4 protein-coding genes are annotated in these 3,164 nt (G+C 75.6%); 2 read left to right on the forward strand and 2 right to left on the reverse strand.

Features of this window, described 5'->3' with window-relative positions; genetic code table 11:
* Window positions 1-778 (reverse strand): FAD-dependent oxidoreductase (locus ACTUAL_RS07900; protein WP_440899786.1); only part of this gene is annotated, 778 nt, incomplete at its 3' end.
* Window positions 779-822: 44 nt separating this feature from the next.
* Between ACTUAL_RS07900 and ACTUAL_RS07905 the strand changes: the two genes are divergently transcribed.
* Together ACTUAL_RS07905 and cobF are read left to right on the forward strand one after the other, a co-directional pair.
* Window positions 823-1,437 carry a TetR/AcrR family transcriptional regulator gene (locus ACTUAL_RS07905; protein ID WP_440899787.1) on the forward strand — a complete coding sequence of 205 codons (615 nt, stop codon included), beginning with the start codon at window positions 823-825 and terminating at the stop codon, window positions 1,435-1,437.
* A gap of 34 nt (window positions 1,438-1,471) precedes the next feature.
* Complete coding sequence (gene cobF, locus ACTUAL_RS07910; protein WP_440899788.1) at window positions 1,472-2,272, forward strand: precorrin-6A synthase (deacetylating); 801 nt, start codon at window positions 1,472-1,474, stop codon at window positions 2,270-2,272.
* Window positions 2,273-2,315: 43 nt separating this feature from the next.
* Here the strand turns inward: cobF and ACTUAL_RS07915 are convergent, their stop codons facing one another.
* Window positions 2,316-2,852, reverse strand: coding sequence for a hypothetical protein (locus tag ACTUAL_RS07915; RefSeq protein WP_096495293.1), 537 nt, complete (start codon window positions 2,850-2,852; stop codon window positions 2,316-2,318).
* Window positions 2,853-3,164 lie beyond the last annotated feature (312 nt).

Raw genomic sequence — 3,164 nt, forward strand, 5'->3', positions numbered from 1 at the left:
CGACCTTGGTGGCGCTGCCGACCCGCGACCGCCTCGAGGGGGCGTGCGCCCCGACGTCGGTGCCCGCCACGCGCCGGGCGACCGCGCGCAGCCCGTCCAGGGTCAGCGGCTCGCGCCCGGCGCGGGGGTCGTAGCCGACCAGCCTGACCCGGCCGTCCGGCAGCGGCGCGGCCATGAGGGCGCCGTGCTCGTTGTGCCAGCTCGCGCCGGGGGCTGGCGGGTCGGTCAGCAGCACGTCGCCGAGGAACCCGAAGTGCGTGGATTCGGTGCCGGGGAACTCGATCCCGGCTGCCGCGCGCACCGCGCTGCCCGCCCCGTCCGCGCCCACGACGTGCTCGGCGCGCACGTCCGGCCGCCCGGCGACGCGGAGCACGACCCCGTCGGCGTCCTGGTCCAGCCCGGTCACCTCGTGCCCGCGCAGCACCTCCACGCCCAGCGCCCGCGCCCGCTGCTCCAGCAGGTGCTCGGTCCGCGCCTGCGGCTGGGTGAGCAGGAACGGGAACGGGGTGGGCAGGCCGCTGAAGTCCAGGCGGGTCGGCAGCATCCCGAAGTGCCAGCCGGGCGTGCGACCGCCGTCGCGCAGGAACCCGCCCTCGACCCCGCGCAGCGCCAGCACCTCCAGGGTGCGGGGGTGCAGCCCGAGCGCCTTGGAGTGCGGCGACCGCTCCGGCTCGCGCTCCAGCACGACCGGGCGCGCCCCGCCCAGCGCCAGCTCGGCCGCCAGCCACAGCCCGACCGGCCCGGCGCCGACCACGACGACCCTGCCCGAGGAATTCATAGTAACGAACCTCCAGTGAATGTAGGTGCGCTACTGTAGATCCTGTGGAGACCCGTGGCTACACCTCCCCCCTCCGCGAGGAAGCGGCGGCCCGAACCCGCGAGCGGGTGCTGCGCGCCGCCGCCGAGCTGTTCGCCGAGGGCGGTTACGCGCGCACCAGCGTGGCGGCGATCGCGCGCGCCGCCGGGGTCGCGGTGAACACCGTGTACACCAGCGTCGGCGGCAAGTCCGCGCTGCTCCTGGCCATGGTCGACGACCGCGTCGCGGACGAGGCGGTCCGCGCGACCACCGCCGCGCTGACGTCCGCGACCAGCGCCGCCGAGGTGCTGCGCCTGGTCGCGCGGGGCACCTCGGTGACCAGGGACCGCCGGGAGCTGACGCTGTCCGTGCTGCTGGACAACCGGGACGCGCACCCCGACGTCGCCGAGGCCGCGCGGGTGGCCGAGGCCGAGGTCAGGGCGCGGTTCGCGGAGGCGGCGGACCGGATGCTGGAGCTGGGCGGGCTGCGCGAGGGGGTGGGGGGCGAGGAGCTGCGGCGGGCGCTGTGGTTCTACTTCGGCTTCCCGGCGTGGCGGGTGGTGCGGGCGGAGGGCCTGTCCTGGGACGACGGCGCGGCGTGGCTGTGCGGCCAGGCGTCGGACTCGCTGCTGGCCCGCTGACCTTGCGGGGGAGCCGGTCCGTCCGTGGTGGACAATGGCCGGGTCTTTCCGAGCGGAACGGGTGGTGCTGGTGCGCGCGCAGGTCGAGGTCGTCGGGATCGGCGCCGGGGACCCCGGTCACGTCACGGTGGCGGCGGTGGACGCCCTGCGCCGCGCCGACGTGGTGTTCTTCCTGGACAAGCCGGGGGAGGCGCGCGAGCTGTCCGACCTGCGCGAGGCCATCCTGGCCACCCACGTCCCCGGCGGCGGCTACCGCGTGGTCCGCGCCGAGGACCCGCCCAGGGACCGCGCCGCCGACGGCTACGCCGACGCGGTGGTGGACTGGCGGGTGCGGCGGGCCGACGTGTGCGAGCGGCTGATCGCGGAGCACCTGGGGGAGGGCGAGGTCGGGGCGTTCCTGGTGTGGGGCGACCCGGCGCTGTACGACAGCATCATCGCGGTCGTGGAGGACGTCCGGGCGCGCGGCACGACGGAGTTCGACGTGCGGGTGATCCCCGGCATCAGCAGCGTCTCCGCGCTGGCGGCCAGGCACGCGACGACGCTGAACCAGGTGGCGGGCGCGGTGCAGATCACCACCGGCAGGCGCCTGGCGGCCGGGTGGCCGCAGGACGCGGACGACGTGGTGGTGATGCTGGACGCCCGCAACGCGTTCCTGGAGCACCGGGACGAGCCGGGCGTGACGATCCACTGGGGCGCGTACGTGGGCACCGAGGACGAGATCCTGATCGCCGGGCCGCTGGCGGAGGTCGCGGAGCGGATCGTGGAGACGCGGGAGCGCGCGCGGGCGGAGAAGGGCTGGATCATGGACACCTACCTGCTGCGCCGCACGCGCTGACCGGGCGGGTCGGGGGCGCGACGGGCCTCGGCGCCCGTCGTGCTCAGCGCCCGTCCTGCTCGGCCAACCGCTGGTCCGCCAGCTCCACCGTGGCCCGCGCGAACGCCCGGATGCGGGTTCGCAGGACCACCCGCTCCTCCTCGTCCGCCCGCTCCCACTCCGCGCACAGCAGCAGCGCGCCCGCGACCGACGTGCTGTCCGGGGTCGAGTCCCAGCGGTCCCACAGGTCGTACATGCCCTCGCAGGGGCCGACCTCGCCGCGCAGCGCCACGCCCGCCACCTTGCGGGTGAGCGCCCACTCGAAGCGGTACCAGTCGACCGCGGGCAGGCCGAGGTCGTCGAGCGCGGCCCTGAGCAGGGCGTTCGCCGTCTCGTCGGACACCTCGCCCGGCGACTGGCAGGCCAGGTCCACCACGTGCGGGGTGTCGACCCCGGCGAGCACGAGGTCGCAGGCCAGGCGCACCGCGACCCGACCGTCGATCGCGTGCCGACCCGGCGCGCTGGCCTCGCGGTTGGCCTCGACCACGCGGGTCAGCAGTTCGGGCGGGAGCTCGCGCAGTCTGGTGGGGAGTTCGTCCACAGTGGGCATTACAGGCGATCGCCCCAGTGATCACCAGCGGTTTCGCGGAACTGGCCGAGTGCGTCCCACGACACCGCGCCGACCCCGCTCACGCACCGCGCCGGGACGCTCGCGCAGGGTCGGGAAAGCGCGCGGCCCCCGTCCCCGCCGTCGGGAACGGGGACCGCGCGCCCTGGGGTCACGAGACCCCGGTCAGACGCCGATGTCGCCCTGGGGCCCCACCGCTCTGCTGCTTGCCGCTGGAGTTCACGACGACGTTGTCGGTCCAGCCGATGCCGAACGACTTGTTGTTCTCCGCCAGCACGTTCCAGG

Source organism: Actinosynnema sp. (assembly GCF_052038725.1).